Source organism: Pseudomonas sp. CBS (genome assembly GCF_024734645.1).
Lineage (GTDB): Bacteria > Pseudomonadota > Gammaproteobacteria > Pseudomonadales > Pseudomonadaceae > Aquipseudomonas.
Genome location: NZ_CP102929.1, coordinates 3,141,362 through 3,166,956, shown reverse-complemented (window position 1 = coordinate 3,166,956; position 25,595 = coordinate 3,141,362). Strand labels below are relative to the sequence as shown.

Genomic DNA, 25,595 nt, shown 5'->3' with positions numbered 1-25,595 from the left:
AGAGTTACAGGTACTTCAGTTGCACGGTGGCATGGCCGTCCAGCGGCACTTCGTCGAGCACGGTCAGGCGGTCGGTGCCGTCGACCATCGTGTACACGCGCAGGTCGGCACTGAATTGCCGTATCGCAATCGGGGTATTCGCACCGCCGTTGGTGGCGACCGAGGTCTGGGTGTAGTGGCCCAGGTAAATCGACGGGAGCCAGGTCACCCCGCCATCGGTCGAGTTGATCGTCTTGACGGTGACGCCGTCCGCGACCGGGTTGAGCAGGCCGAATGCGGTGGCGCCAAGTTTTTCGCCACTGTCCGTCAGCCCCAGGCCATGCCAGTAGTCGTTAATTGCCGAAGTGCCGGCGCGGTTATCGATCGTGCTCAGCGCGATGAAGGTTGGCGCTTCACACAGGACTTCCATTTGCATGGTCTCTGGCAGCAGTGAGGTCGGGCTGTCGGTGTTGAGTTCCTTGGCCGGCATTTTTCCGTAATCCACCACGCCTCCACCGGAGAGCATGGGTTCACAGGCACTGGGCGTGATGGTGCCCGTGACGGCGAAGTCGGCGTTGCTGGCGGCCAGTACGGTGGGGGCCAGCAGCAACGTGGCGAGAAAGACAGCGGGTGAGGAGTTCATCATCGAGCAGCACCTTTTGGTTGCAGGTCAGGGGCGAAGGTGGGTTACAGGTAGAGCACTTCAATGGTGGCCGAGCCGTCGATATTGACTTCGTTGCTCAGGTCCAGGCCGTCGGTGCGGTTGATGTAGCCGCTGTAGGCCACGGGGGTGACCAGTTGCTGGGTGGCACGTGGGATGCTGGCGTCTGCCAGGGTGGCGACCGAGAGATAGGTGCCGGTTTCAAAGCTGTTCCAACGCTCCCAGGTGACGCCATTGTCGAAAGACCCGATGGCTTGCACGGTTTCGCCGTCGGCCTGGGGCGGGCTACCGGTGGCGCCGAGGGTCAAGCTATAGGAACCCAGCTTTTGCGTGCCGTTGATAAAGCCCAGCCCGAAGCCGCTGCCGGAGCCGGAGCCAATACGGTTGTCGGTCGCCTTGAGGGCGAAGATCACCGGCGCATCGCAGGTCACGGTCATTTGCAAGGTGACCTTTGGCAGCGGATAGATCCTGTCTGGGTAAAGGTCCTTGGCCGACATCTTGCCGTGGTCAATCACCCCGCCACTGGACAGGCTCGGCGTGCAGGCATTCGGGGTGATGATGCCCTTGACTGTCAGGTCCACGGTGCTGGCGGCGAAGGCGGGGGCGGTGCCAGTGATCAGCAGGGCGCTGGCGACGGCGATCAGGTGCTTGTTCATGGTGTGTTGTCTCGGTGTTGGGTCAACTGACGGGTACACGGCACCGCAGCGCAGAAAGAGGCGCGGTTGGGCGTCGGGTCAGTTCGGATAGTTGGCCGCCAGGTGAATTAGCGGGTTGCCCTCTTGGGGTGGGGCGCAATTTAGCGCCGGGGGGAGGAGGGGGAAATACAAGAATTACGACAATCCGCTATCCCTCCAGCTCGCCTGCGTCAAGTCGGAATAGGTGGGCGGAGCTGTAGGAAAAACTGTCTTTTCGTAGTTCTTGTATCGCAAGAGTGGTATTCATGTGGATAGCTTGATTCGGTAATGGGTGCCAGAAGGATGGGTTAAGGATCACCGTCGAGCGCACCCTCACCTGACGATAGGCCAGGGCCGCCCGACGGCCCTCGCAGGTCGGCTCCGATATCGAGGTGGCCATGACGCCATGTGTGTTTGCTGACGACGCCCCCAAGCAGCAAACAGTGCCATGGCGCAGTCCTCCTGCTCACTGGAAGCACCTGAGCGTGCTGATCGCTGAGGACCATCAGGCCTATCGCGCCTTGATGGGCTGGTTCCTGCAAAAATTCGAAGTCGATCACGAGTTGGTGTGCAATGGGCAGGCCGCGTTGACGGCCCTCGCCATCCGGCATTTCGACCTGGTTATCAGCGATTGCCGCATGCCGGTGCTGGATGGCTACAGCATGGCCCGTGAGATCAGGCGGCGTGAGGCCGTGCACAGCCGCCCGCGTGTGCCGATCATTGCCTTGACCGCCAAACTTTCCCCGGATGATGCCTGCCGCTGCCTTGAGGCCGGTATGGATGCCTGGCTGCTCAAGCCGCTGACCCTGGAGCAATTGCGCGGGGTGCTGGAGCAGTGGTTGCCACAGCCGCCGGGCGCGGGTACCAACCCGCCTGCCACCAGCCTCGCCAGGGCGCACTGGCCAACCCGCGCCGAACTGATCAAGACATTTGGTGATGAACAGGTGGTGAACCAGATGTTGCGCACCCTGGTGCTGGAGGCCGAGGCTGATTACGCGGGCCTGGTACAGGCTTGCCGTATCGTCGACCCGCATGCATTGGTCGACTGCCTGCATCGCCTGGCGGGGGGCCTGGCGTTTTTTGGCGAGACTGAGCTGGATCGCTGTGCGGGGGAGTTGATCGAGCAGGTGCGCAAGTATGGCATTCGCTGCAATTCGCGGGCATTGCAGCAGTTCGACCAAGACCTGGTGGTGTATCTGCGCTATTTGACAGATTTATGACACTTTTAGCGATTTTGTAGGGGGTATTACCTCTGTCTGTGGGCTTGGTTTGTAGGGTGTTTCCTTTTTTGTTGTAGGTGAAAAATCACCCACTCAAGAACACGGGACGCCGTTGAAAATCGCTCCTGAGTGGGCGGTTGTTGCTCGGGTCGGACAGGGTTATTTTGCGCAAATCAATTTGCCATCACTCATGGATTTCTATGCTTCGCGTAATTATTGCTGACGATCATCCCATTGTTCGGATCGGGCAGAAGGTGGTGATCGAGGCCAACGGCAAGTGCAAGGTGGTCGGTGAGGCCAATGGCCCGGATGAGCTGCTGCGGGTACTGGGTACCACCCCTTGCGACGTACTGGTGACGGACTTCGCCATGCCGGGCGGGCAGCAGGCTGACGGCTATGTGTTGTTGGGCTTGTTGCAACGCCAATACCCCGGGGTGCCGGTGATTCTGGTGACGATGTTCGCCAACATCGCGACCCTGCGGGCTTCGTTCGCCGAAGGTGCCCGAGGCATTGTTGCCAAGAGTGCATCGGCCAAGGAGTTGCCGACGGCGATCAAGGAAGTCTGCGAGGGCAAGACCTTCGTCAGCGAGTCCCTGCGGACCCAGTTGGTGCAGGCCGGCACGGGCGATCAATCACAACCGCCACAACTGTCGGGCAAGGAGCGCGAAGTGGTGCGCATGCTGGCCAGTGGCATGACAGTCAGCCAGATCGCCGCACGGGTCAATCGCAGCATCTCCACCATCAGCAAGCAGAAAAGCACCGCCATGAACCGGCTGTGTATCTCCACCGATGTGGATTTGTTCGCCTATGCTCGCAGCAGCGGAATGGTGCCCTGAAGGGATGGGACGAGGTATTCCTGGCGTTGATGCCAGTAGTGTTCCCGGGCCTTGGGGATTATCGTACCGGCCATCCCAACCCCTTTTGCGGAACCTGCCCATGAGCGACGCCCATAACGCTTTGATCACCGAGTTCTACAGCGCCTTCCAGCGCCTGGATGCCGAGGCCATGAGCGCCTGCTACACCGACGACGTGGTGTTCAGCGACCCTGCATTCGGTGAACTGCGTGGCCGTGATGCCGGCGACATGTGGCGCATGCTGACCACCCGGGCCAAGGACTTTTCCCTGACCTTCGACAGTGTGCGCAGCGATGAAATCACCGGCAGCGCCCACTGGGTGGCGACCTACCTGTTCAGCGCCACGGGCAACACCGTGGTCAACGATATCCGGGCGCGTTTTGTATTTCGCGACGGCAAGATCTGCGAGCACCACGACCACTTCGACCTGTGGCGCTGGTCGCGCCAGGCGTTGGGCACCAAAGGGCTGTTGCTGGGTTGGACGCCGCTGGTGAAAAACGCCGTACGCGCCCAGGCCCTGAAAGGGTTGAAGGCGTTCCAGGCCCGTGGCGATGAGGCTTGACCTGTGGTGAGGGGGCTTGTCCTGTGGTGAGGGGACAAGCCCCCTCACCACAGGATGTGGAGGCATTGATAAGATGCGTGTTCTTCTCTTGTGGTGTCGGAATGGATGGTGAATAGCGCTTCTGAAGTTGTGCCGGTCGAAGCCAAGCCGTGGTTTGTCTACCTGGTACGTGCCGCCAATGGCTCGCTCTATTGCGGGATCAGCAACGACCCGGTGCGCCGCTTCGCGATGCACCAGAGCGGCAAGGGCGCGCGGTTTTTTCTCTCGAGCCCCGCCGTGGCGCTGGTGTACACCGAGGCATGCATCAGCAAGGCCGAGGCGTTGCGCCAGGAACGGCTGATCAAAAAACTCAAGAAAAGCGCCAAGGAGTGCCTGGCGGCGATCGGCCCATCAGTTTGACTGATAGGTTCCCATGCGCGCCTTTGCCGGTTTTGCAGGCTAAGCTGGACGCTCACTCATTGAGCGGAGCCTGGCATGACTGAGTTGATCCTGCACCACTACCCGCAATCCCCATTTGCCGAAAAAGCCCGGCTATTGCTGGGCTTCAAGGGCTTGTCCTGGCGTTCGGTGCACATTTCACCGGTGATGCCCAAGCCTGACTTGACCGCCCTCACCGGTGGCTATCGCAAGACCCCGGTGTTGCAGGTGGGCGCCGATATCTACTGCGACACCGCCCTGATCGCCCGCCGCCTGGAGCAGGAAAAGTCCGCGCCGGCCCTGTTCCCACAAGGCCTGGAACTGGTCAGCCAAAGCTTCGCCGCCTGGGCTGATTCGACGGTGTTCTCCCATGCCGTGAGCCTGGTGTTCCAGCCGGAATCCCTGGCGGTCAAGTTCGCCAAAGTGCCGCCGCAAATGCTCCAGGTGCTGGTGGCCGACCGCAGCAAATTGTTCAGTGGGGGCACGGCCACCCGTGTGCAACTGGATCAGGCCAAGCATCAATGGCCGGTGATCATCGGTCGTATCAATCAGCAGTTGCAGCACCAGCAGGGCGACTTCCTGTTCGGCGAGCCGTCGATTGCCGACTTCGCCTTGGCGCACCCGTTGTGGTTCCTCATGGGGTCGCCGGTGACCTCGCCGCTGGTGGAAACCTATCCTGCCGTGGCCGCCTGGCTGGCCCGGGTGTTGAGTTTCGGCCATGGTACGTCGAGCCAGATGAGCGCCGAGCAAGCCCTGGAAGTCGCGCACAATGCCACGCCGGCCAACCTGCCGGAAGAGATTTTCGAAGACCCGAACGGCTTCAAGCCCGGCCAGCAAGTGACCCTCAGCGCCACTGACTACGGCACCGATCCGGTGGCCGGGGAACTGCTGTTTGCCGGGAGTGAAGAGCTGATTCTGCGGCGCACCGATGAACGCGCCGGCACCGTCCATGTGCACGTTCCGCGCTTCGGATTTCGGATCCAACCGGCGTGACTGAAATTATTTTCAAATCGGTGTGAGGTAAACCTGTCGGCCATCCGTGTAGTGCTTGAAACTGCGATCAATTCGCATTAACAGCGCTTTTTACACACGGGTTCTCAAGCATGAAGTCCAGGGCAACGTCGGCGGGTTCGGTTAAACATTGGCTGGGAGCCTCGGTATTGGCGGTTTCGGGGCTGGCGCTGCTGCCCCTGGGCATGGCGCAGGCGGCTGAGGCGCAGCAGCAGAGCACGCTGTTCAACTTTGCCCTGGCCGCCAAGCCGCTGCCCCAGGCCTTGAGCGACTTCACCCGGGTGACCGGCATCAGCGTGGTCTACACCGACGAAGCGCCCTACGCCATCAAGGCCCCGGCCATCACCGGGCAGATGAGCGCGACTCAGGCCATGCAGCGCTTGCTGGGTAATTCCGGCTTCACCTTCCGTCAGATCGATGCCCGCACCCTGGCCCTGGAACCGCTGCCCACCGACGGCGCGCTGAACCTCGGCGCCACCACCATCAGCGGTGCCGCCCAGGCCTCGGATACCACCAGCTATCAGCCGCCGCCCACCAGTTCGGTAATGCGTTCCCACGGCCTGCTGCTGGAAACCCCACAAACCGTCAACGTCGTGCCGGCCCAGGTGATTCGCGATCAACAGCCGCGCAACCTCGACGATGCCCTGGCTAACGTCAGCGGCATTACCCAGGCCAACACGTTGGGCAGCACCCAGGACGCGGTGATGTTGCGTGGTTTTGGTGACAACCGAAACGGTTCGATCATGCAGGACGGCATGCCGCTGGTGCAGGGCCGCGCGATGAACTCCACCGCCGAGCGCGTCGAAGTGCTCAAGGGCCCGTCGTCGTTGCTGTACGGCATCCAGGATCCGGGTGGCGTGGTCAACATCGTGAGCAAGAAACCCGAGCTGATTCAATCCACTTCTCTGACGGTGCGTGGCTCGACCTTTGGTGACGGCAAGAACGGCAGCGGCGGTAACCTCGACACCACGGGCCCGATCGGTGACAGCGGGTTGGCGTATCGCCTGATCGTTGACCATGAAGACGAAGATTACTGGCGCAACTACGGTACCCACCGCGAGAGCCTGATCGCCCCATCGCTGGCCTGGTACGGCGAGAACACCAAGCTGTTGTTCGCCTATGAGCACCGGGAGTTTCTCTCGCCGTTTGACCGGGGGACCGCCATCAGCCCTACGACCAACCATCCGCTGGATATTCCGGCTACCCGTCGGCTGGATGAACCGTTCAACAATATGGAAGGCCGCTCTGACCTGTACCGCTTCGAGGCCGACCACGACCTGAATGACGACTGGAAGGCCCACTTCGGCTACAGCTGGAACCGCGAGACCTACGACGCCAGCCAGGTGCGTGTGGTCAAGGTCAACACCAACGGCACCCTGACCCGCAGCATGGACGGCACCCAGGGCGCGCTGACCACGGACCGCTTCGCCACCGCCAGCCTTGAAGGCAAGGTCAATGTCGCTGGCATGCAGCACGACCTGACCTTCGGCCTGGACGACGAGTACCGCAAGATCTACCGGGCCGACCTGATCCGCCAGTCGCCCCGTGGCACGTTCAACTACAACGATCCGGTCTATGGCAATGAAGTGGCGGGCAGCAAAGTCAGCGCGCCGGACAGTAACCAGACCGACCTGCTGCGCAGCGATTCGCTGTTTATGCAGGACGCGATCCACCTCACCGACCAGTGGATCCTGGTGGGCGGCGCGCGTTATCAGATGTACGACCAATACGCCGGCAAGGGCGTCCCGTTCACCGCCAACACCGACGGCAATGGCCAGAAATGGGTACCACGGGTCGGCCTGGTGTACCGCTACACCGACGAGCTGTCGTTCTACGGCAGTTACACCGAGTCGTTCAAACCCAACTCCACCATCGCACCACTGGCCAATAAAACGATACTGGATGGCAGCCTTGAGCCGGAGCAATCGAAGTCCTGGGAATTGGGGACCAAACTCGATATACCGGGCCGCATCACCGCCAGCGCCGCCCTGTTCAACATCGAAAAACGCAACGTGCTGGTGCAGGTGGGCGACGGCCTGACTTCGGTGTACAGCGTCGCCGGCAAGGTGCGCTCCCGTGGTCTGGAACTGGATGCCAGCGGTCAACTGACGGACAAGTGGAGCGTGATCGGCAGCTATGCCTACACCGATGCCGAGGTTACTGAGGACCCCGAATACAAAGGTAATCGCCTGCAAAACGTCGCGAAGAACACCGGCTCGCTGTCGGCGGTGTATGACTTCGGCAGCATCCTCGGTGGCGATCAATTGCGGGTCGGCGCCGGTGCACGTTATGTCGGCGAGCGCTCGGGCGATGCGGCCAACAGTTTCGACTTGCCGGGCTACACCGTGGCCGATGCGTTTGCCACCTATGACACAAAAATCGAGGGGCAGAAGGTCAAGTTCCAGCTCAACGTGAAGAACCTGTTTGACCGAACCTATTACACCTCCGCAGTGAACACTCAGTTCGTGTCCATCGGCGATGCGCGCCAGGTGTCGGTGTCCAGCACCCTGACATTCTAAATTCGGCTGCACCGTATGGCGCGGTAGCCGGTTGCCTCGCCATACGGTTGTCGAGCTGCTAGCGTGGCCGCCATTAATGACTTTGCGGGAACACGATACCGATGCAGTTGGGACGATGGATACACACCGGCGGGCTGCTGCTGGGCTTGAGCGTGTTGCTGGGCGGTTGCGCCACGGCGCCGAAAAATTCCACCAGCGCCACCCTCGACCAGTTGCTGGCCGACCCAGCCTTACACGGTGCCAGCGTGTCGCTGATGGTGCGCGACGCCCGCAGCGGCAGCACGCTCTACCAACACGACCCACGCACACGGCTGACGCCGGCCTCCAGCCTCAAGCTGCTGACCACTGCAGCGGCGATGGATGTGCTGGGGCCGCAGTACCGTTTTGCCACGCAACTGTTGAGCGACGGCATCCGCCAGGGCGCGGTGCTTAATGGCAACCTCTACCTGCGCGGCCTGGGCGACCCGACGATCCAGTGGGCGGATTACCAGGCGTTGGCCGCCAGCCTGGCGCAGCAGGGCATCCAGCAAGTGCAGGGCGACCTGGTGTTCGATGACACATTCTTCGACGCCGAGCGCCTGGGCACCGATTGGTCCCAGGACGATGAGAGCACCTACTACGGCGCACAGATTTCGGCGCTGACAGTGTCGCCCAATGACGACTTCGATGCGGGCTCCCTGCTGGTCACGGCCAAGGCGCCGGTCGTGGCGGGGCGCCCGGTGACGGTGGATATCAGCCCGGCGACCGACTACGTGCAGATCGGCAACCGTGCCATCAGCGGCCCGGGCAACAGCTATGGGATCAATCGCCAGCACGGCACCAACCTGTTGCGCCTCAGTGGCGCATTGGCGCCGGGCAAGCAGAGTCGGCAATTGGTCAGCGTCTGGGAGCCGACGCAACTGGTGGCCAATCTGTTTGGGCAGGCATTGGCGCAGCAGGGAATTGTCGTGCAAGGGCGTCGGATGATCGGGGGTGTGACGCCGCCCACGGCGACGGTGCTTGCGATGCATGAGTCGGCGCCGTTGCAGGAATTGATCACGCCGCTGCTCAAGCTTTCCAACAACAACATGTCCGAAGCATTGCTGAAGAGCATGGGGCGCAAGACAGTGAATGCCGGTACGGCGGCTGCCGGTGTGGCGGCGGTGGCGGGGTTCCTGAAGCGTCAAGGGATTGATACGGCGACGTTGAACCAGGTGGACGGTTCGGGCTTGTCCCGGCGCAATCTGGTGTCGTCGCAGAACCTGACGGACGTGCTGCTGGCCGCCAGCAAACAGCCCTGGTTCAACGCCTGGTACAACGCCTTGCCGGTTGCCGGTAATCCGGGCCGGATGGTGGGTGGGAGCTTGCGCTATCGCCTGCGGGGCACGGCGGCGGAAAACAACCTGCACGGCAAGACCGGCTCGATGAACGGCGTGTCGTCGTTGACCGGTTATGTCACCGATGCCAAGGGACGCCAGTTGGTGTTTTCGATGGTGACCAACAATTACGTGGTCGCAGGCGCGCAGGTCAAGGCGCTGGAAAACCGTCTGGCCACGGCACTGGCCAACAGCACGGACTATTGAGCACCGAAGATCAAATGTGGGAGCGGGCTTGCTCGCGAATGCGGAGTGACAGTCAACACATGTACTGACTGATCCACCGCTTTCGCGAGCAAGCCCGCTCCCACATTGGTCCTGTGCCGTCAGGCGGATTGCATTTCAAGGCAGGAATGCCTGGCGGTATTCCCCGGGTGTCGCGCCCATCGCCTGGCGGAACCGGTTGGTAAAGTGGCTGGCACTGGAAAACCCGCATGCCAGCGCAATCTCGCCCAAGGGCAATGACCCGCCACGCAACAACTCCCGGGCGCGGGCCAGGCGCCGCGACAGCAGGTACTGGTGGGGCGGCAGGCCAAAGCTCTCGCGAAACATCCGCGCGAAGTGGTACTCCGACAAGGCGCACAAGCCTGCCAACTGTCCCAGGCTGATTGGCTCGGCCAGTTGCTGGTCGATGTGCTCCACCAATTGCCGACGCTGGTGGGCGGCCAGCCCGCCTTTCAAGCGCAACCCCTCACGCATCCCTACCTGGCTGAGCAAGGTATGGCTGAGCATTTCATGGGCCAGGCTGCTGGTCAGCAGGCGCTCGCCGGGCTCTTTCCAGTTCAGGCTGATCAACTGGTGAAAGCGCCGGGCCTGCTGCGCGTCGTCGAGGAAGGTGCTTTCACGCAACTGCAACTCGCGGGGTTCACGGTCCAGCAAGGTCACGCAGCCCAGGGCGAATTGCTCCGGGCTGAAATACACATGGGCCAGGCGGATTTCGCCGTTGATCACCCAGGCCGACTGATGCTCGGCCGGCAGGATGCACAACTTGTCCGGGCCGCCCTTGGTGCCGGGCTGGTCGCGGCGAAAGGTGCCGGTGCCGCCGCCGATGTAGCAGGACAGGGTGTGATGGTCGGGGGCTTCGTAATCCTGAGCGTCGTGATGGTTGCTCCACAAGGCTGCAGACAAGCCGTCACCGAGCTCGGCGCACAGCTCGAGGCGAGCGTTGGGCGAGCGGTTGAGGGATTGAAAGACTTGCAGGGTTTCCAGTGGCGGCATATTCGTACTCTCTGACAGCTCGCATCCTACTCCCAGCGGCGATTCCTGTGATCCCGGCAGCCGACAAAAGCGCAAGAATGTGCAAGAGGCTTGGTGCCGCCCGGGGCGAAACTGTGGCTCAACCCTCGGAGCCCGCCATGAACCTTTTCCTGTATTTACTTACTGTACTGATCTGGGGCACCACCTGGATTGCCCTCAAATGGCAGTTGGGCGTGGTAGCGATTCCGGTGTCCATCGTTTATCGCTTTGGCCTGGCGGCGCTGGTGCTGTTCGTGATGCTGCTGCTCAGCCGCAAGCTGCAGGTGATGAACCGCCGTGGGCATTTGATCTGCCTGGCCCAGGGCCTGTGCCTGTTTTGCGTCAACTTCATGTGCTTCCTGACCGCCAGCCAGTGGATTCCCAGCGGGCTGGTGGCGGTGGTGTTCTCGACGGCGACGTTGTGGAACGCGCTGAACGCTCGGGTGTTCTTTGGCCAGAAGGTCGCACGCAATGTGTTGATGGGCGGCGGCCTCGGGTTGTTGGGCCTGGGGCTGTTGTTCTGGCCGGAACTGGTGGGGCACACCGCCAGCCCGCAAACCTTGCTCGGCCTGGGTTTGGCGCTGCTCGGTACGATGTGTTTTTCGGCGGGCAACCTGCTGTCGAGCCTGCAACAGAAGGCCGGCCTCAAGCCACTGACCACCAATGCCTGGGGCATGGCCTATGGCGCATCGATGCTGGCGATGTACTGCGCGGTGCAGGGCATTCCGTTCGACATGGAATGGAACAGCCGCTACATCGGTTCGTTGCTGTACCTGGTGATCCCGGGTTCGGTGATCGGTTTTACCGCCTACCTGACCCTGGTCGGGCGCATGGGGCCGGAGCGGGCGGCGTATTGCACCGTGCTGTTCCCGGTGGTGGCGTTGAACGTCTCGGCGTTTGCCGAGGGCTATCAGTGGACAGCGCCAGCGTTGGCGGGGCTGGTGCTGGTGATGCTGGGGAATGTGTTGGTGTTTCGTAAGCCCAAGGCTGGCGCGCCAATCAATCCAATCTACAAGGCGAAGCAGGTTTAGTGTGGGAGCTGTCGAGCCCAAGCGAGGCTGCGATGCAGGCGTTGCGGTTTTGCAGGTGCACTGCGGTGATGCCATCGCAGCCTCGCTAAGGCTCGACAGCTCCCACAGTTGATCTCCTTTACCTGAGAATCACCGTTCATTACTTCAGGCCCAGGCGCTTGGCCATCCGCCCCAGGTTGGCCCGGTCCAGGCCCAGCTCGCGGGCAGCGCTGGCCCAGTTATGCTGGTGGCGTTCCAGGCAGGCGCTGATGACCTGGCGCTGGTAGTTCTCGGTGGCCAGGCGCAGGTCGCCGGTGACGTCCGGCACGGGGTCGGGCTGCGCTTCGAGCGGTGGCGCGGTGGCGTTCGGCAAGTCCAGGTCCGCCGCGCTGAGGCTGAGAATCTTCGGCCGTTCCCGGCAGTTACCCAGGGCTTTCAGGGCGCTGCGGCCGATCAAGTGTTCCAGTTCGCGCACATTCCCTGGCCATGTATAAGCCAGCAGTGCCGCCTGGGCATCGCTGGTCAGGCGCAGGCTGCCCAGGCCCATGCGTGAGCGGTTCTGTTCAAGGAAAAACCCCGCCAGCAACAGCACATCGCGACCACGCTCGCGCAACGCAGGGACTTGCAGCGGGTACACACTCAAGCGGTGATAGAAGTCGGCACGATAACGCCCGCTGCGCACTTCTTCGGCCAAATCGCGGTTAGTGGCGGCGATCAGGCGCACATCCACCTGATGCTCCTTGTCGGAACCCAAGCGCTGCAACTGGCCGCTTTGCAGCACCCGCAGCAGCTTGGCCTGCACGGTGAGGGACAATTCGCCCACCTCATCGAGAAACAACGTGCCGCCATTCGCCAGTTCGAACTTGCCCCGGCGTTCGTTCAGCGCGCCGGTAAACGCCCCGCGCACATGCCCGAACAGCTCGCTTTCCACCAGGGTTTCCGGCAGGGCGGCGCAGTTGAGGCTGATCAACGGTTTTTCGGCGCGGGATGAGGCGGCGTGGATCGCCTGGGCCACCAGCTCTTTGCCGACTCCGGTCTCGCCGGTGATCAGTACGGTCAAATCGCTGCCGCCCACCAAGTTGATTTCTTCCACCAGGCGTTTGTGGGTCTTGCTCTGGCCGATCATCTCCTTGTGCTGCTGGCCGCTGGCCTGACGGTAGATTTCGGCCCGCTGGTGTTCGTCTTCGGCCCGCAGGGCCAGGCGTTCGATGCGTTCGGCAACATTCACCGTTGCGGCAGCGAGGCTGGCGAAGGCTTGCAGGGCGTCCAGTTCCACCCGCTCGAAACGCTCGGTGTCGAGGGCGTCGAGGGTCAGCAGGCCCCAGGGCTGGTCGTCGACAAACAGCGGGCAGCCCATGCAGTCGTGGACTTCCAGGTGCCCGTGCAGGCCGTCTACCAAACCGTCATAGGGGTCGGGCAGTTCGCTGTCGCTGTCAAAGCGGGTGGGGCCGGGGCTGCTGAGCAGCACACCAAAGCGCGGATGTTCGCTGACCTTGAAGCGCCGGCCGAGGGTGTCGGTGCTCAAGCCATCCACCGCCAGCGGCACCAGCCATTCGCCGTCGAGGCGCAGCAGGGCGGCGGCGTCGCAGGGCAGCAGGGCGCGCATGGCCTGGAGCAGGCGCCGATAGCGCTCGCCTTCCGGCAGTTCGCGGGACAGGTCGGCGACCAGGGGCAGCAGGGTGGTGAGCAGCGGCTTCGCAGTCATAATGACTCCTTGTAGTCATAGTGACTATAAGGTGTAGGAAGTCATACTGACTACATTTAATTCAAGCTGCTGATTTATAAAGTTTTATTAGTTGGCATGAATACTGAGTAACCAAGGGTAATCAGTAAGAAGACTCAGGAGTCTGCCATGCTTAGTGCCCAAGACCGTGCCATCGTCAAATCCACCGTGCCCCTGCTGGAAAGTGGCGGCGAAGCCCTGATCACCCATTTCTACCGGATGATGCTGTCCGAGTACCCCGACGTTCGCCCGCTGTTCAACCAGGCCCACCAGGCCAGCGGCGACCAGCCCCGGGCGTTGGCGAACGGCGTGCTGATGTACGCCCGCCACATCGACCAGTTGGACCAGTTGGGCGACCTGGTGGCGAAGATCATCAACAAGCACGTGGCCCTGCAGATTCTGCCGGAGCATTACCCGATTGTCGGTACCTGCCTGCTGCGAGCGATTTCCGAAGTGCTGGGCAGTGAAATCGCCACCCCTGAAGTGATGAGCGCCTGGGGCGCTGCCTATGGCCAACTGGCCGACATCCTGATCGGTGCCGAAGCGGCTATCTATAAAGAGAAGGAAGAAGCGCCGGGCGGCTGGCGTGGTGCGCGGCCTTTCACCTTGGTCAAGCGGGTGGAGGAGAGCGCGGAAATTATCTCGTTTTACTTCGCGCCTGTGGATAAAGGCCCGATCCTGGCGGCTGAGCCTGGGCAATACATTGGTATGAAGCTGGTGCTGGAGGGCGAGGAAGTGCGCCGCAACTATTCCCTGTCGGCGCGTGGCGACTCGGGCCAGTACCGCATCAGCGTCAAGCGCGAAGCCGGTGGCCGGGTGTCGAACTACCTGCATGACCAGTTCCAGGTGGGCGCGACCATCGATCTGTTTCCGCCATCGGGGGAGTTCACGTTAGCGGCCAGCGACAAGCCCCTGGTGCTGATCAGTGGTGGTGTGGGCATCACGCCAACCCTGCCGATGCTCGAAGCGGCCCTGGCCACCGAACGTCCGATTCACTTTATCCACTGTGCGCGTAATGGTGGCGTGCATGCGTTCCGCGAGTGGGTGGATGGCCTGGCCGCGCAGCATCCGCAGCTCAAGCGTTTTTATTGCTACGCCGAAGATGATGGCGTGAGCCCGGCGGCGGACAAGGTTGGCATGCTGAGCCAGGAGCAACTGGCGGCGTGGTTGCCCCAGGAGCGGGACGTGGATGCGTATTTCCTGGGGCCTAAAGGCTTCATGGCGGCGATCAAGCGTCACTTGAAGGCCTTGGGTGTGCCGGAGCAGCAGAGCCGGTATGAGTTCTTTGGGCCGGCGTCGGCCCTGGAATAACCCACCCTCCCTGTAGGAGCGAGCTTGCTCGCGAAGAACGCAAGGGCATCGCGTATATCCAGAATGTACGCGTTATCGTTGACGTTTTTCGCGAGCAAGCTCGCTCCTACAGGGGGCATTAATCCCCTGTTAACCCTCCCTGTTTAAACCTCCTCACGCCAACCGCTCAACTTTCACCGTCCGCGTGTAAACTTGCGGCCATTGGCACAACCAACATTGGCTAAAGGGAAACGGGGATGATCGACGAATTGCGTTTGGGCAGGGAGCGACGCTTTCTGGTACTGCTGGGCATTATCTGCCTGGCGCTGATCGGCGGGGCGCTGTACATGCAGGTGGTGCTGGGCGAGGCACCTTGCCCGCTGTGCATCCTGCAACGTTATGCCTTGCTGCTGATCGCGATCTTCGCCTTCATCGGTGCCGCCATGCGCACCACCCGCAGCGTCACGCTGTTTGAAGCGCTGGTGACCCTCAGTGCCCTCGGGGGTGTCGCCGCCGCCGGCTATCACGTGTACATCCAGTTCTTTCCGAAGGTCAGCTGCGGCATCGATGTGCTGCAACCGATTGTCGATGGCTTGCCGCTGGCTTCAGTGTTCCCCCTGGGTTTCCAGGTCGACGGTTTCTGTGAGACGCCTTACCCGCCCGTTCTCGGCCTGTCCCTGGCCCAATGGGCGCTGGTGGCCTTTGTGCTGACGGTCATCCTGGTGCCACTGGGTATTTACCGGAATCGCCAGAACAAAGCCTGAACCGTAAACAACCAAACGCCCCGGCCTTCCTTATAAAGAAGGACGGGGCGTTTTTGTTTGTAGGCATTTTGTGAAGGGACCGTGACGCGGGGCAAGTTTGGGTGCGCTCAGCGTGCGACATGTTGTCACACGGAAGCTGTCGCAGGACGTTTCTCACGCCCGTAAACGCGGCATAAATTTGCACAAGGCAGCGTTTTGTGGCTGTCAGTTCGTCGTTTGGCCGGGGCCGCGAGCGGCGTGAGGTGCGCGACATTGGCTGATGTCCGAATGCCTTGTTTTTAGGGGACTTGGATCAGTTTTCGATGCCCTTACAGCCTGTGGGGGATGTGGCAAAGCGCCCAATAACACGGCAATTTTTGTGGTTTTTGTCGAGAATCAAACGCGATACGATCGCGGACCTTTGCAATAATGGTGAAGGATTATTGCTGGAAACGATAAAAATTATTTCTGGATAAGACATGGTTTATACATCGCTAGCTAACTACAATCGCCCGCACTGAATGTCCGGTGCTGCTCACCCGTGAGCAAACTAGGGCGGTCGAGAAGCGGATGTAACGTTTCATGCGACCCCAGGTGCCGGCAGCCTTTCAACTATCCGCACCAAATGGAATTGGTCTGTAACAAGGCCTTTGACCAACGAATTCGAATAAGAACTCACCGCTAGCCCGGGACGTGTCGATTCGCGCAAGGTGCGACGGGCAGGCCCTTATTCAATCGAAGAGAAATGCCAACCCTTGGCAGGGTGAAGTGTTGGCGATCAAAACCCAACTGCATTGCGCAAGCTGCTTTAGAGGTCGTGAGATGAGTAAAAACAGGTACCCCCGATTACTAGGCTTTTTGCCGCTGCTCGGCATGATGTTAATGCTGGGAGGCTGCAAGTGGACCTTGCTCGACCCTAAAGGTCAGGTCGGTCTGGATCAACGCAACCTGATCATCACCGCCACCCTGCTGATGCTGTTGGTCGTGGTGCCCGTGATCATCATGACGTTCGCTTTCGCCTGGAAATACCGCGCGTCGAACACCAGCGCGACCTACGCGCCGAAGTGGTCGCACTCCACCAAGATCGAAATCGCGGTGTGGCTGGTGCCGATCCTCATCATCATCGCCCTGGGTTACATCACCTATAAGTCGACCCATGAGCTGGACCCTTACCGTCCGCTGGACTCCGACGTCAAGCCGATCAACATCGAAGTGGTCGCGCTGGACTGGAAGTGGCTGTTCATCTACCCGGACCTGGGTATCGCCACTGTGAACCAGATCCGGTTCCCGGAGAACACCCCGCTTAACTTCCGGATCACCTCCGACGCCGTGATGAACTCGTTCTTCATCCCTGCACTGGGTGGCCAGATCTACGCGATGGCAGGCATGCAGACTCGCCTGCACCTGATCGCGAACGAGAAAGCTGAAATGGAAGGCATCTCCGCCAACTACAGCGGTGCTGGCTTCACCGGCATGAAATTCAAAGCGATCTCGACGAGCCAGGAAGATTTCAACGCCTGGGTAGCCGAAGTCAAGGCCGCACCTAAACAGCTTGATCAAGCTGAATACGATGCCCTTGCCAAACCAAGCCAGAACAACCCAGTCGCCCTGTACTCCACGTACGAGCCGGACCTGTTTCAGAAAATCGTCGACAAGTACGAAGGTATGAAGCCAGGCAAGCCGGTCAAGCACGAGAAGAAAGAAGTGGCCGCGGTTGAAGGTTCTGACACGGGCTCGCATTCAACTGCTGGGGCAGAGGAGTAAACGATGTTTGGTAAATTAAGTTGGGATGCGGTCCCGTTCCACGAGCCGATCGTGATGGTGACCATCGCCATGATCGCGCTGGGTGGTCTGGCACTGTTTGCAGGTATCACTTACTTCAAGAAGTGGACCTACCTGTGGACCGAATGGCTGACTTCGGTCGACCACAAGAAAATCGGCGTCATGTACGTCATCGTTGCCATGGTCATGCTGCTGCGTGGTTTTGCCGACGCCATCATGATGCGTACCCAGTTGGCCATGGCCACCGAGGGTTCGCCTGGCTACCTGCCCCCTGAACACTATGACCAGATCTTCACCGCCCACGGTGTGATCATGATCATCTTCATGGCGATGCCTTTCTTCACCGGCCTGATGAACCTTGCCTTGCCGCTGCAGATCGGTGCGCGTGACGTTGCGTTCCCGTTCCTGAACTCCCTGAGCTTCTGGCTGCTGGTATCCGGCGTAGTGCTGATCAACCTGTCCCTGGGCGTCGGCGAATTCGCCAAGACCGGTTGGGTTGCGTATCCGCCATTGTCGGGCCTGGCCTACAGTCCGGGCGTGGGTGTGGATTACTACATCTGGGCGCTACAGTTATCAGGACTCGGGACGACACTGACGGGGGTCAACTTCCTGGCCACCGTCTTGAAAATGCGCGCCCCGGGCATGAAGCTGATGGACATGCCGATCTTCACCTGGACCTGCACCTGGGCCAACGTACTGATCGTTGCATCGTTCCCGATCCTGGCTGCAACCATGGCGTTGCTGTCGCTTGACCGTTACCTGGATTTCCACATTTTCACCAATGAACTTGGTGGCAATCCAATGATGTACGTGAACCTGTTCTGGGCATGGGGTCACCCTGAGGTGTACATCCTGATCCTGCCAGCGTTCGGTATCTTCTCTGAAGTGATCTCGACCTTCTCGGGCAAGCGCCTGTTCGGTCACCATTCGATGATCTACGCCTCGGGCGCGATCTCGGTACTGGGCTTCATGGTTTGGCTGCACCACTTCTTCACCATGGGTTCGGGGGCCAGCGTCAACGCGTTCTTCGGACTGGCGACGATGCTGATTTCTATCCCGACGGGGGTGAAGCTATTTAACTGGCTGTTCACCATCTATCACGGTCGTCTGCGTATCACCAGCCAGGTTCTGTGGACCCTGGGCTTCATGGTGACCTTCGCGATCGGCGGCATGACCGGCGTACTGCTGGCCATCCCGGGTGCTGACTTCGTACTGCACAACAGCCTGTTCGTAATTGCTCACTTCCATAACGTGATCATCGGCGGCGCAGTATTCGGCTACATCGCAGGTTTCAGCTTCTACTTCCCGAAAGCGTTCGGCTTCAAGCTGCACGAAGGCTGGGGCAAGGCTGCATTCTGGTTCTGGATCTCGGGCTTCTTCGTCGCGTTCATGCCGCTCTACGCACTGGGCTTCATGGGCATGACCCGTCGTCTGAACGCCACCACCAACCCTGAGTGGGTACCGTACCTGTACGTTGCCATGGTGGGTGCACTGATGATCGCTGTCGGTATCGCCTGCCAGTTGATTCAGCTGTATGTCAGCGTGCGTGATCGCAAGCAGAACATGTGCGAATCCGGCGACCCATGGAATGCACACACCCTGGAATGGTCGACTTCGTCGCCACCGCCGTTCTACAACTTTGCCGTACTGCCGAAGGCCGACAGCATCGATCCGTTCACCGAAGCCAAGGAAGACGGTACTGCGTACCAGAAGCCAGCACGTTATGAACCGATCCACATGCCTAACAACACCGCTACCGGCGTTGTGATGGGCGCGCTGTTGACCGTGTTCGGTTTCGCGATGATCTGGCACATCTGGTGGCTGGCCATCGTCAGCCTGGTGGGCACCATCGGCTACTTCATCGTTCACGCTGCCCGTGATGACCAAGGCTACATGGTGCCGGTCGACGTGATCGAACGCATCGAAGCCGAGCAACACGCTCGCCTGGTTGCCGAGAAGAAGATCCCGGCCAACCGTGTTGAAACCTCGTTGGAACAGGCTTAAACCATGTCGAACTTAGTGACCAATGCTGGACACGCCCATGTCGATGACCATGGGCACGATGACCATCACCACGACTCGGGGCCAATGACCGTATTCGGTTTCTGGCTCTACCTGATGACCGACTGCATCTTGTTTGCGTCGATCTTCGCGGTGTACGCGGTGCTGGTAAACAACGTAGCGGGTGGCCCGTCGGGCCACGACATCTTCGAACTGCCTTACGTGCTCGGCGAAACCGCCTTGCTGTTGTTCAGCTCGATCACCTACGGCTTCGCCATGCTGGCCTTCTACAAGGGCAGCAAGAAAGGCGTCCTGAGCTGGTTGGCACTGACCTTCCTGTTCGGCCTGGGCTTCATCGGCATGGAGGTCAACGAGTTCCACCTGCTGATCTCCGAAGGTTACGGCCCGCACCGTAGCGGCTTCCTGTCGGCGTTCTTCACGCTGGTAGGTACCCACGGTCTGCACGTGACTGCCGGTCTGATCTGGATGGCGACCATGATGTATCAGGTCAACAAACATGGCCTGACCAACACCAACAAGACTCGCCTGAGCTGCCTGAGCCTGTTCTGGCACTTCCTGGACGTGGTCTGGATCTGCGTCTTCACCGTTGTCTACCTGATGGGGACTCTGTAATGGCTAATGCACATTCCCATGACAGCCACGATGACAGCCACGGCAGCGTCAAGTCGTACGCCATCGGCTTCATACTGTCGGTCATCCTGACGCTGATCCCGTTCGGCCTGGTGATGTACCCAACCTTGCCGAAGTCGATCACCTTGATGATCGTCCTGGCGTTCGCGGTGATTCAGGTTCTGGTTCACCTGGTGTACTTCCTGCACCTGGACCGCTCGAAGGCTCAGCGCGATAACGTGATTGCGTTCGTGTTCGCAGGTTTGGTGATCCTCCTGCTGGTTGGCCTGTCGGTATGGATCATGTTCAGCATCCATACGTTCATGATGGCGAAGTGAGGTAAGACCCGATGTCGCTTAAGCACTTTATCCAAATCACCAAACCGGGGATCATTTTCGGTAACGTGCTTTCTGTGGCAGGCGGTTTCTTCCTGGCCTCCAAGGGGCATGTCGATCTGGCCATTTTCCTGGCTGCGATGATCGGCACGTCCCTGGTGGTAGCTTCCGGTTGTGTATTCAACAACTGCATCGACCGCGATATCGACATCAAGATGGAACGCACCAAGAATCGTGTGCTGGTCCAGGGCCTTATCTCCCTGAAGCTGGCACTGATCTTCGCGACCGTTTTGGGTATCGCCGGCGTGGTGTTGCTGTACAAGGTGGCCAACCCGCTGGCGGCGCTGTTTGCCGTGATCGGTTTTGTCATCTACGTCGGCTTCTACAGCCTGTACCTCAAGCGCAAGTCGGTTCACGGCACGCTGGTGGGCAGTCTGTCGGGGGCGATGCCGCCGGTGATTGGTTATGTGGCTGTGACCAATAGCTTCGACATGGCCGCGCTGGTGCTACTGGTGATGTTCAGCCTGTGGCAGATGCCGCACTCCTATGCCATCGCGATCTTCCGCTTCAATGACTACCTGGCTGCCTCGATTCCGGTTCTGCCGGTCAAGCGTGGCATCAAGGTCGCCAAGAAACACATCCTGCTCTACATCCTGGCCTTCCTCGTGGCGACCTTGATGTTGACCTTCAGTGGCTACGCCGGCATGAGCTACCTTGCCGTTGCCGCCGCCATGGGCATGTACTGGTTGTACATGGCCTGGACCGGCTACAAGGCGGTGGATGACACCGTCTGGGCACGTAAGCTGTTCGTCTTCTCGATCTTCACCATCACCGCCTTGAGCGTGATGATGTCCCTGGATTTCCAGGTGCCGAAAGAGTTGCTGCTGACCTACGCCCACTGAGTGGATGAAGTAGAAAAAGCCCCGCCTTCGTGAGAAGCGCGGGGCTTTTTTGTAGGCGCGAGCTTGCTCGCGAAAAACCAGAGGGCGCCGCGTTAAACCCGATACGCTGCGTTATCATTGACGTTTTTCGCGAGCAAGAACTAGGCGTCCCCTCGCTCCTACACATTTGATCAATGCAGGAAGCAGAATGATGAGTAAAAAAGCCGTTATCGTATTCAGTGGTGGGCAGGACTCGACCACCTGCCTGATCCAGGCACTGCCGCTGTATGACGAAGTGCACTGCATTACCTTCGATTATGGCCAGCGGCATGTGGCGGAAATCGAAGTTGCACAGAAGCTCGCAAAACAGCTGGGTGCCACCGTTCACAAGGTGATGGACGTGTCCCTGTTGAACGAGCTGGCCATCAGCAGCCTGACCCGCGACAACATTCCGGTACCTACGGTGAACAGCTCGGGCGAGAGTTTGCCGAGCACCTTCGTGCCGGGGCGGAACATTCTGTTCTTAACCTTGGCGGCGATCTACGCCTATCAGGTCAAGGCAGAAACCGTGATCACCGGCGTGTGTGAAACCGACTTCTCCGGCTATCCCGATTGCCGTGACGAGTTCGTCAAGGCGCTGAATAAAGCGCTGCAACTGGGTATGGAATACGACGTGCGCCTGGAAACCCCGCTGATGTGGCTGAACAAGGCCGAGACCTGGGCCCTGGCGGACTATCACCACCAGTTGGACTTGATCCGCAACCAGACCCTGACCTGCTACAACGGCATTATCGGCACGGGCTGCGGCAACTGCGACGCGTGCAACCTTCGCGCCCGTGGCCTGAACGACTACCTGGAAAACAAGGCAGCCGTCATGCAGAGCCTGAAAAGCAAACTGGCGTGATGTCGATCGTTCCCACGCTCCGCGTGGGAACGCATCCCGTGACGCTCCGCGTCACAAAGGCGGACGCGGAGCGTCCAACGCGGCATTCCCACGCAGAGCGTGGGAACGATCATCAGCTGGCGTGCAGTTGGGCCCGTGATGTAGCGCTTGAACAGCGAGCGGGCGCCATAGGCCGGCAGGATATTGAAGAAGGCAAAGCAGACCTGTCGATCGTTCCCACGCTCCGCGTGGGAATGCATCCCGTGACGCTCCGCGTCACAAAGGCGGACGCGGAGCGTCCAATGCGGCATTCCCACGCAGAGCGTGGGAACGATCATCAGTTGGCGTGCAGTTGGGCCCGTGATGTAGCGCTTGAACAGCGAGCGGGCGCCATAGGCCGGCAGGATATTGAAGAAGGCAAAGCAGACCTGTCGATCGTTCCCACGCTCCGCGTGGGAATGCATCCCGTGACGCTCCGCGTCACGAAGGCGGACGCAGAGCGTCCGAGGCGGCATTCCCACGCAGAGCGTGGGAACGATCATCAGCTGGCGTGCGGTTGGACCTGGGTATCGCCCGTGATGTAGCGCTTGAACAGCGAACGGGCACCGTAGGCCGGCAGGATGTTGATGAAGGCAAAGCAGACCTTAATCGCGATCTGCACGTAGATCATGTTCAGGATGTCGCTGGTCTGCATGGCACCGTAGAACGCGATGAAGCAGAACAGGAAACTGTCGATAATCACCGCGAAGAACGTACTCAGGAAAATGCGCAGGAACAGGTACTTGGAGTTGGTCAGCTCTTTGATCTTGCACAGCAGGTACGAGTTGATGTTCTCCGACACCAGGAACGAAACCGAGGAGGCGATCAGCACCGACGACACCTGAATGATCACGTCGTTATACGGCCCATCGAGCTTCCAGCCTGGCAAGCCGGGGAGGAAGGTCGAGCCGTAGAGCAGGATGATGATCATCGCGTTACTGGCAAACGCAAACAGGATGGCCCGTCTCGCCAGCCGGAGGCCGAACTGCTCGTTGAGCAGGTCCACGATCAGAAACGTCAGCGGGTAGAGAAACGTGCCGGGGGTGACGATGATGCCCAGCGACTCCAGGTAAATAGGTTTGGTCGCGGCAATGCTGGTGAAGATATAGAACGTAAAGAGCAGCAGGTTCAGGATGATGTAAATCATCCATGAGTTCTCATTGCGGTCGTTGATGTCGTAGGCGGTGAGCGCGCCGCCCTGTGAATAGAACTTCTTGTACATGTTCTTGACTTCCATTTTATTTAAATTGTCCATGATTTCGCTGTTCAGCACTTCGCTCAGCTTTACCCGAATGATCTTGCCCGTGGCGATCACCATGATCACCGCCAGGCTCTTGTCATTCTCGAACCCCAGCAGTTTGTATTTGCTGTTCTCGACTTCGTGCTCATACGTTGTCATTGAAGCGCTCCTCGATGATATCTCCCACCACACAGATACGATCCGAGCTGATACACGCTTCATCCGTGATAAATAGTTTTTTGCTGACGCTGTCGTACACCAACTTTTCCTTATCGTCGCTCGACGTACCTTTCTGCACGATCAACAAATCCCCCGGCTCGTTGACGCCGGCAATTGCATGCTCCAGCAGCACGGCGATCAAGTTATAGGAAGTGCCGAAGTAGTAAGTCAGCGGGTACAGCGTGGCCAGTTCGCCAATGCGCTTGTCCATGCTTGCCATGACCTGGCTTTGCTTGATGATCGGCACGGCGGCGGGGTTCATATTTCCCTGGGGGGAAATACTGCTGTCGATGATCTCTTTTTCTTCAAAGTCGAGGGTCTCGATTTCTTCATAGGACACGCCAAAGAAATCCGAGATCTTGCGGACGGTGGACTGCTGAACGTTGACGACCTTGCCTTCCAGAATGTTGTAGATCGTGGTTCTGGTCAGGCCGGCCGAGTTGCACAACGACAGCTGCGTTTCTCCACGGCTTTTGATCAGGTATTTGATATTGCTCTTCAAATACTCGGTGCGTTCTCTTCTGTGAATCAAATGCCCACCACTTCCTTATGTTTTACACAGAGCGTCCATGTTGCGCTGGGTCGCGTGCTTCGCCGCGGCGCGAAGTGTTGCATGCGCCCGCTACAAGAATAAAGACCGTGATCAGTTTTTTGGCGATTGGCCATTACCCAGCCAGAAAAAACCGCGTCTTGTCCCCCTGTGTGCAGCCAAAAAGAATCATTTAATTTGGAAAATGTTCATTTTTCTGCTTAATTGCCCTGCGCCGAATGGAAAGGCGAAGTCGATTTTCAGGGAAGGAACCCAAGACTATGACAGTCCACACGCAACCACTTACCCACCAGGCCGGCCTGCTGCAACGAGGGCTGGCGGATCTACGTGCAGCGGACGCGGAGCTGGCGGGGCTGCTGGATGCGGAAGTCACGCGCCAACACCAGACCTTGTCATTGGCCGCTTCGTCCTGTGCAGTGAAACCGCACATCCTGGCGGCGTCCGCCTCGCTGCTGGTCAATGTGACCGCCGAGGGCGCGCTTGGCTGGCGCCATCACGCCGGGTGCGAGAACGCCGACCGGGTCGAAGCCCTGGCTGTCCGCCGAGCGTGTGAACTGTTCGGTGCGCACTACGCCGGCGTGCAATCACACTCGGGGTCGACTGCGATCTACCAGGTGCTGGCGGCCTTGCTGGAGCCGGGAGACACGGTGCTCGGCATGGCCACCGATCACGGCGGGCACCTGAGTCATGGCAGCCCTGTCGCGTTCACCGGGGCGTACTACAAGGCGCTCAGATACGGCACCACCTCCAAAGGCGTTATCGACTACGAACAGGTGCGCACACTGGCGCTGGCCCATCGCCCGCGCGTGATCATCTGCGGTGCGACGGCTTACTCGCACGTCATCGATTTCGAGCGGTTCCGCGGGATTGCCGACGAAGCCGGGTCGATCCTGCTGGCGGACATTTCGAGCATCGCCGGCCTGGTCGCCACCGGGCGTCATCCGAGCCCGATCAACGCGGCACACGTCACCACGCTGTGCACCCACCAGCAGCTTGGCGGCCCTCGCGGCGGCCTGATCCTTTCCGGTCGCGACGCTGAAACCAAGGTGCCCGGCCTTAAGACCACTTTCAGTCGTCTCCTCGACCAAGCCGTGTTTCCACGGATGCAGGGCGCACCGGCCTTCAATATGATCGCGGCAAAGGCGGCCGCATTCGGCTACGCCATGTCAGCGGATTTCGACGCCTGGATGGCGCGGATTCGCACCACGGCCGACGAACTGGCCAATGCGTTTCAGGCCTGCGACTACGAGGTGGTGGGCGGGCGCAGTGAAAACCACTCGGTGCTGATCCGCTTGCGTGGTGGCATCACCGGCTCCATCGCCCAGGCGGCCCTGGAGCAGTGCGGCATCATCGTGGATAAACATCGCGCACCGGGGGAGACGCGACCGTCATTTGTCGCTGGCGGGTTGTGTATCGGCACAGGCTCAATGGCGCAACGCTATCTCGACGCTTCCGGATGCCGTCAGGTCGTCGAGTTGGTGTGCCGGGTACTCGATGCCGTCACGCCCCTCAACGAGCACAAGTTCACCCTTGATCCCAATGCACAGGAATCCCTGCGTTTGCAGGCCCAAACCTTGTGCGCGAAGTATCCCCTCGCGGATTACCTGCACAACTGAGCCAGTGTCCACGGGGATGTTTCATGTTATTGCGGGATAAATTGCTGTACGGTGTTTAAGCGGCTGTTATACACGGTCGCGTTATTGCTCATATCCATAATTAACAAGCTGCATGACAGCTTGGCGTTCTCCTGGCAGTTATAAAAAGGGCTCTTAAAGTCCGTT

General features: G+C 59.9%; 24 protein-coding genes. 17 read left to right on the top strand and 7 right to left on the bottom strand.

The annotated features are described in order from the left end of the window. Positions 1-4: 4 nt before the first annotated feature. The gene (locus NVB75_RS14380; RefSeq protein WP_258348622.1) at positions 5-622 is read right to left on the bottom strand and encodes a DUF1120 domain-containing protein; all 618 of its coding nucleotides are present in this window, start codon (positions 620-622) and stop codon (positions 5-7) included. A 44-nt stretch (positions 623-666) separates the two neighbouring features. Beyond that, the gene (locus NVB75_RS14375) at positions 667-1,296 is read right to left on the bottom strand and encodes a DUF1120 domain-containing protein (protein WP_177008762.1); all 630 of its coding nucleotides are present in this window, start codon (positions 1,294-1,296) and stop codon (positions 667-669) included. Positions 1,297-1,799: 503 nt separating this feature from the next. Here NVB75_RS14375 and NVB75_RS14370 point away from each other — a divergent pair. From NVB75_RS14370 to dacB, 7 genes are all read left to right on the top strand, one after another. After that, positions 1,800-2,534, top strand: coding sequence for a response regulator (locus NVB75_RS14370; RefSeq protein ID WP_258348616.1), 735 nt, complete (start codon positions 1,800-1,802; stop codon positions 2,532-2,534). A 200-nt stretch (positions 2,535-2,734) separates the two neighbouring features. After that, entirely contained in the window at positions 2,735-3,370 is a 636-nt protein-coding gene (locus tag NVB75_RS14365) for a response regulator transcription factor (RefSeq protein WP_017480042.1), read from the top strand. A 100-nt stretch (positions 3,371-3,470) separates the two neighbouring features. Next, entirely contained in the window at positions 3,471-3,950 is a 480-nt protein-coding gene (locus NVB75_RS14360) for a nuclear transport factor 2 family protein (RefSeq protein WP_258347764.1), read from the top strand. 108 nt (positions 3,951-4,058) lie between these two features. After that, positions 4,059-4,349: a GIY-YIG nuclease family protein gene (locus tag NVB75_RS14355; RefSeq protein WP_258347763.1), complete on the top strand. Its 291-nt coding sequence runs from the start codon at positions 4,059-4,061 to the stop codon at positions 4,347-4,349. A 75-nt stretch (positions 4,350-4,424) separates the two neighbouring features. Continuing rightward, on the top strand, positions 4,425-5,360 hold the full coding sequence (locus NVB75_RS14350) for a glutathione S-transferase family protein (protein WP_258347761.1): 936 nt from the start codon (positions 4,425-4,427) through the stop codon (positions 5,358-5,360). A 110-nt stretch (positions 5,361-5,470) separates the two neighbouring features. Next, on the top strand, positions 5,471-7,897 hold the full coding sequence (locus NVB75_RS14345) for a TonB-dependent receptor (RefSeq protein ID WP_258347760.1): 2,427 nt from the start codon (positions 5,471-5,473) through the stop codon (positions 7,895-7,897). A 101-nt stretch (positions 7,898-7,998) separates the two neighbouring features. Next, the gene (gene dacB, locus NVB75_RS14340; protein WP_258347758.1) at positions 7,999-9,459 is read left to right on the top strand and encodes a D-alanyl-D-alanine carboxypeptidase/D-alanyl-D-alanine-endopeptidase; all 1,461 of its coding nucleotides are present in this window, start codon (positions 7,999-8,001) and stop codon (positions 9,457-9,459) included. A 135-nt stretch (positions 9,460-9,594) separates the two neighbouring features. Here the strand turns inward: dacB and NVB75_RS14335 are convergent, their stop codons facing one another. After that, entirely contained in the window at positions 9,595-10,470 is an 876-nt protein-coding gene (locus NVB75_RS14335; protein ID WP_258347756.1) for a helix-turn-helix domain-containing protein, read from the bottom strand. Positions 10,471-10,607: 137 nt separating this feature from the next. Here NVB75_RS14335 and NVB75_RS14330 point away from each other — a divergent pair, with 137 nt between their 5' ends. Further along, positions 10,608-11,519: a DMT family transporter gene (locus tag NVB75_RS14330; RefSeq protein ID WP_177044446.1), complete on the top strand. Its 912-nt coding sequence runs from the start codon at positions 10,608-10,610 to the stop codon at positions 11,517-11,519. 139 nt (positions 11,520-11,658) lie between these two features. On the opposite strand, the gene norR is transcribed toward NVB75_RS14330, so the two are convergent. Next, positions 11,659-13,203 (bottom strand): nitric oxide reductase transcriptional regulator NorR, encoded by a 1,545-nt coding sequence (norR, locus tag NVB75_RS14325; RefSeq protein WP_258347754.1) that lies wholly within the window; start codon positions 13,201-13,203, stop codon positions 11,659-11,661. Between the two features lie 147 nt (positions 13,204-13,350). Here norR and hmpA point away from each other — a divergent pair, with 147 nt between their 5' ends. The 8 genes from hmpA (at position 13,351) to queC (ending at position 21,787) form a co-directional block, all read left to right on the top strand. After that, positions 13,351-14,532, top strand: a complete 1,182-nt coding sequence (gene hmpA, locus NVB75_RS14320; protein ID WP_258347752.1) for an NO-inducible flavohemoprotein — start codon at positions 13,351-13,353, stop codon at positions 14,530-14,532. Positions 14,533-14,768: 236 nt separating this feature from the next. Then, the gene (locus NVB75_RS14315) at positions 14,769-15,275 is read left to right on the top strand and encodes a disulfide bond formation protein B (protein ID WP_258347750.1); all 507 of its coding nucleotides are present in this window, start codon (positions 14,769-14,771) and stop codon (positions 15,273-15,275) included. 801 nt (positions 15,276-16,076) lie between these two features. Then, positions 16,077-17,018, top strand: a complete 942-nt coding sequence (cyoA, locus tag NVB75_RS14310; protein WP_076015660.1) for a ubiquinol oxidase subunit II — start codon at positions 16,077-16,079, stop codon at positions 17,016-17,018. A gap of 3 nt (positions 17,019-17,021) precedes the next feature. Next, positions 17,022-19,040, top strand: a complete 2,019-nt coding sequence (cyoB, locus tag NVB75_RS14305) for a cytochrome o ubiquinol oxidase subunit I (protein WP_003216371.1) — start codon at positions 17,022-17,024, stop codon at positions 19,038-19,040. A 3-nt stretch (positions 19,041-19,043) separates the two neighbouring features. Then, positions 19,044-19,670 (top strand): cytochrome o ubiquinol oxidase subunit III, encoded by a 627-nt coding sequence (locus NVB75_RS14300; RefSeq protein WP_008435616.1) that lies wholly within the window; start codon positions 19,044-19,046, stop codon positions 19,668-19,670. Continuing rightward, entirely contained in the window at positions 19,670-20,005 is a 336-nt protein-coding gene (gene cyoD, locus NVB75_RS14295) for a cytochrome o ubiquinol oxidase subunit IV (RefSeq protein WP_003216374.1), read from the top strand. Before NVB75_RS14300 ends, cyoD begins: the two co-directional genes overlap by 1 nt. An 11-nt stretch (positions 20,006-20,016) precedes the next feature. Continuing rightward, on the top strand, positions 20,017-20,904 hold the full coding sequence (cyoE, locus tag NVB75_RS14290) for a heme o synthase (RefSeq protein ID WP_017480052.1): 888 nt from the start codon (positions 20,017-20,019) through the stop codon (positions 20,902-20,904). 190 nt (positions 20,905-21,094) lie between these two features. Beyond that, positions 21,095-21,787, top strand: a complete 693-nt coding sequence (queC, locus tag NVB75_RS14285; protein ID WP_017480053.1) for a 7-cyano-7-deazaguanine synthase QueC — start codon at positions 21,095-21,097, stop codon at positions 21,785-21,787. Here queC and NVB75_RS14280 read toward each other — a convergent pair. From NVB75_RS14280 to NVB75_RS14270, 3 genes are all read right to left on the bottom strand, one after another. Further along, positions 21,733-22,230, bottom strand: coding sequence for a hypothetical protein (locus tag NVB75_RS14280; protein WP_258347748.1), 498 nt, complete (start codon positions 22,228-22,230; stop codon positions 21,733-21,735). The two genes, queC and NVB75_RS14280, sit on opposite strands and share 55 nt — an antisense overlap. Before the next feature lie 77 nt (positions 22,231-22,307). Then, positions 22,308-23,204: a queuosine precursor transporter gene (locus NVB75_RS14275; protein WP_258347746.1), complete on the bottom strand. Its 897-nt coding sequence runs from the start codon at positions 23,202-23,204 to the stop codon at positions 22,308-22,310. After that, positions 23,191-23,796, bottom strand: a complete 606-nt coding sequence (locus NVB75_RS14270; RefSeq protein WP_258347745.1) for a helix-turn-helix transcriptional regulator — start codon at positions 23,794-23,796, stop codon at positions 23,191-23,193. The genes NVB75_RS14275 and NVB75_RS14270 overlap by 14 nt, the downstream gene beginning before the upstream one ends. Positions 23,797-24,074: 278 nt before the next feature. Here NVB75_RS14270 and glyA point away from each other — a divergent pair, with 278 nt between their 5' ends. Beyond that, on the top strand, positions 24,075-25,430 hold the full coding sequence (glyA, locus tag NVB75_RS14265) for a serine hydroxymethyltransferase (RefSeq protein WP_258347743.1): 1,356 nt from the start codon (positions 24,075-24,077) through the stop codon (positions 25,428-25,430). Positions 25,431-25,595 lie beyond the last annotated feature (165 nt).

Excerpts from the sequence above, each read along its gene's own strand:
- NVB75_RS14335 (WP_258347756.1), bottom strand. The coding sequence starts at position 10,470 with ATGCCGCCACTGGAAACCCTGCAAGTCTTTCAATCCCTCAACCGCTCG.
- NVB75_RS14360 (WP_258347764.1), top strand. The coding sequence starts at position 3,471 with ATGAGCGACGCCCATAACGCTTTGATCACCGAGTTCTACAGCGCCTTC.
- dacB (WP_258347758.1), top strand. The coding sequence starts at position 7,999 with ATGCAGTTGGGACGATGGATACACACCGGCGGGCTGCTGCTGGGCTTG.
- NVB75_RS14380 (WP_258348622.1), bottom strand. The coding sequence starts at position 622 with ATGAACTCCTCACCCGCTGTCTTTCTCGCCACGTTGCTGCTGGCCCCC.
- queC (WP_017480053.1), top strand. The coding sequence starts at position 21,095 with ATGAGTAAAAAAGCCGTTATCGTATTCAGTGGTGGGCAGGACTCGACC.
- NVB75_RS14345 (WP_258347760.1), top strand. The coding sequence starts at position 5,471 with ATGAAGTCCAGGGCAACGTCGGCGGGTTCGGTTAAACATTGGCTGGGA.
- cyoA (WP_076015660.1), top strand. The coding sequence starts at position 16,077 with ATGAGTAAAAACAGGTACCCCCGATTACTAGGCTTTTTGCCGCTGCTC.
- NVB75_RS14300 (WP_008435616.1), top strand. The coding sequence starts at position 19,044 with ATGTCGAACTTAGTGACCAATGCTGGACACGCCCATGTCGATGACCAT.
- NVB75_RS14365 (WP_017480042.1), top strand. The coding sequence starts at position 2,735 with ATGCTTCGCGTAATTATTGCTGACGATCATCCCATTGTTCGGATCGGG.
- NVB75_RS14280 (WP_258347748.1), bottom strand. The coding sequence starts at position 22,230 with ATGCATTCCCACGCGGAGCGTGGGAACGATCGACAGGTCTGCTTTGCC.
- NVB75_RS14275 (WP_258347746.1), bottom strand. The coding sequence starts at position 23,204 with ATGACAACGTATGAGCACGAAGTCGAGAACAGCAAATACAAACTGCTG.
- NVB75_RS14330 (WP_177044446.1), top strand. The coding sequence starts at position 10,608 with ATGAACCTTTTCCTGTATTTACTTACTGTACTGATCTGGGGCACCACC.
- cyoB (WP_003216371.1), top strand. The coding sequence starts at position 17,022 with ATGTTTGGTAAATTAAGTTGGGATGCGGTCCCGTTCCACGAGCCGATC.
- cyoE (WP_017480052.1), top strand. The coding sequence starts at position 20,017 with ATGTCGCTTAAGCACTTTATCCAAATCACCAAACCGGGGATCATTTTC.
- NVB75_RS14375 (WP_177008762.1), bottom strand. The coding sequence starts at position 1,296 with ATGAACAAGCACCTGATCGCCGTCGCCAGCGCCCTGCTGATCACTGGC.
- hmpA (WP_258347752.1), top strand. The coding sequence starts at position 13,351 with ATGCTTAGTGCCCAAGACCGTGCCATCGTCAAATCCACCGTGCCCCTG.
- NVB75_RS14315 (WP_258347750.1), top strand. The coding sequence starts at position 14,769 with ATGATCGACGAATTGCGTTTGGGCAGGGAGCGACGCTTTCTGGTACTG.
- cyoD (WP_003216374.1), top strand. The coding sequence starts at position 19,670 with ATGGCTAATGCACATTCCCATGACAGCCACGATGACAGCCACGGCAGC.
- glyA (WP_258347743.1), top strand. The coding sequence starts at position 24,075 with ATGACAGTCCACACGCAACCACTTACCCACCAGGCCGGCCTGCTGCAA.
- norR (WP_258347754.1), bottom strand. The coding sequence starts at position 13,203 with ATGACTGCGAAGCCGCTGCTCACCACCCTGCTGCCCCTGGTCGCCGAC.
- NVB75_RS14350 (WP_258347761.1), top strand. The coding sequence starts at position 4,425 with ATGACTGAGTTGATCCTGCACCACTACCCGCAATCCCCATTTGCCGAA.